Origin of the sequence: Halalkalibaculum sp. DA3122 (genome assembly GCF_043951865.1) — a bacterium.
In the GTDB taxonomy this organism is placed as follows: Bacteria; Bacteroidota; Rhodothermia; order Balneolales; family Balneolaceae; genus JAMQKA01.
In genome coordinates this window covers 1-1,412 of the sequence record NZ_JBINJF010000089.1, presented here as the reverse complement: position 1 = coordinate 1,412, position 1,412 = coordinate 1, and the positions used below count along the sequence as shown (strand labels likewise).

Genomic DNA, 1,412 nt, shown 5'->3' with positions numbered 1-1,412 from the left:
CACTGTTGTCCGGGGAAAATAGTAAGAAAATAAAAAAGCGGAGTCGCATTTGACCCCGCCTTGCGGTAGTTTTTGGAAGCACCACCAACCAAACAAACTACCGATGAGTAAACATACGTATTTTACCGGACAGCCGGTACTGGCTCAGATCATACATTTAATACCCCGTTCGATGGTGCATCGGCTGGCCCGCCGCCACGGAGCCGACCGCTACTGCAAGTCCTTTTTCAGCTGGGATCACCTGATTGCGATGCTGTATGCGCATTTCAGCGGCTGCGGGAGTCTGCGCGAGGTAATCACCGGCCTGCTGGCCGCCGAAGGCAAGCTCCGGCATCTGGGGCTTACCCGCACTCCCCGCCGCAGTACGCTCAGCGATGCCAACAACCGCCGCCCGGAACAGTTGTTCGGGGATCTGTATCACCAGTTGGCCGGCCGCTATTTTACCGGTTCCCCGGACAGCCGGAGCAAGAATCCCCCGATTTATATCGCCGATTCGACCACCATTTCCCTGTTTTCGGATGTGATGGCAACCGCCGGCCGGCCTGGTGCAGACGGGCGGCGTAAGGGAGGCGTCAAAGCCCATACGCTAATCCGCAGCGATCACAACCAGCCCGAGTTTGTCGTGCTCACCCCGGCCAGCCGCCACGACACCCCGTTTCTGCGGAAACTCAAGCTTCCCAAAGGCAGCATTATTTGTTTTGACAAAGGGTATGTCGACTACAGCCTGTTTGCTGAGTGGTCCACCCCGGACCACCCAATTGGCTTTGTAAGCCGGCTGCGGTCCAATGCCGCCATGGAGCTGCTGGAGGAGCTGCCGGTCAGCAAAGCCGACCGGGCGGCCGGCGTGCTGTCCGACCAACGAATCATGCTCGGTCACACCAGCCACAAACAGGTCCAGCGATTCCAAGCACGATTGGTTTGTTTCCGGGATTCCACCTCCGGCAAAGAGTTTCGGTTTGTGAGTAATTTGTTCACCCATACGAGTCGGCACATAGCCGACATCTATCGCCAGCGGTGGCAAATCGAGGGGGTCTTTAAACGCATTAAAGGGGCTTGGCCACTGCGCTATTTTCTGGGCGACTCCCCCAATGCGATCAAAATACAGATCTGGTGCGCCCTGATTGCCGACTTGCTGATACAGGTACTGCAGCGGGCCCACCGCCGGCGCTGGTCTTATGCCAACCTGCGGGCAATGATCCGGCTGCACTGCTTTAGTTACGTCCGGCTGGGGGCGTTCCTGGCCGATCCGGTCAAGGCCCTTTTGCAGCAAAACAGCCAACAAAGCTATGCATTAAGTTTATTTCCAACGTGACAATGAGGGGGCTCGCAATCAGATTAGGGTACAAAAACGAGTGGAAGAGACTCTAAAGGTGACTTATGTTCCCTCTTAATATGTTTACCGGACAACAGTG

1 protein-coding gene is annotated in these 1,412 nt (G+C 56.2%); it reads left to right on the top strand.

Translation table 11 applies throughout. The features are described 5' to 3' along the window. The first annotated feature begins 103 nt into the window (after window positions 1–103). Complete coding sequence (locus ACG2F4_RS19290; protein WP_395262577.1) at window positions 104–1,312, top strand: IS4 family transposase; 1,209 nt, start codon at window positions 104–106, stop codon at window positions 1,310–1,312. Window positions 1,313–1,412: the final 100 nt, after the last annotated feature.

What these genes read in the sequence shown, in the direction of transcription:
- ACG2F4_RS19290 (WP_395262577.1), top strand. Translation starts at nt 104, where the DNA reads ATGAGTAAACATACGTATTTTACCGGACAGCCGGTACTGGCTCAGATC.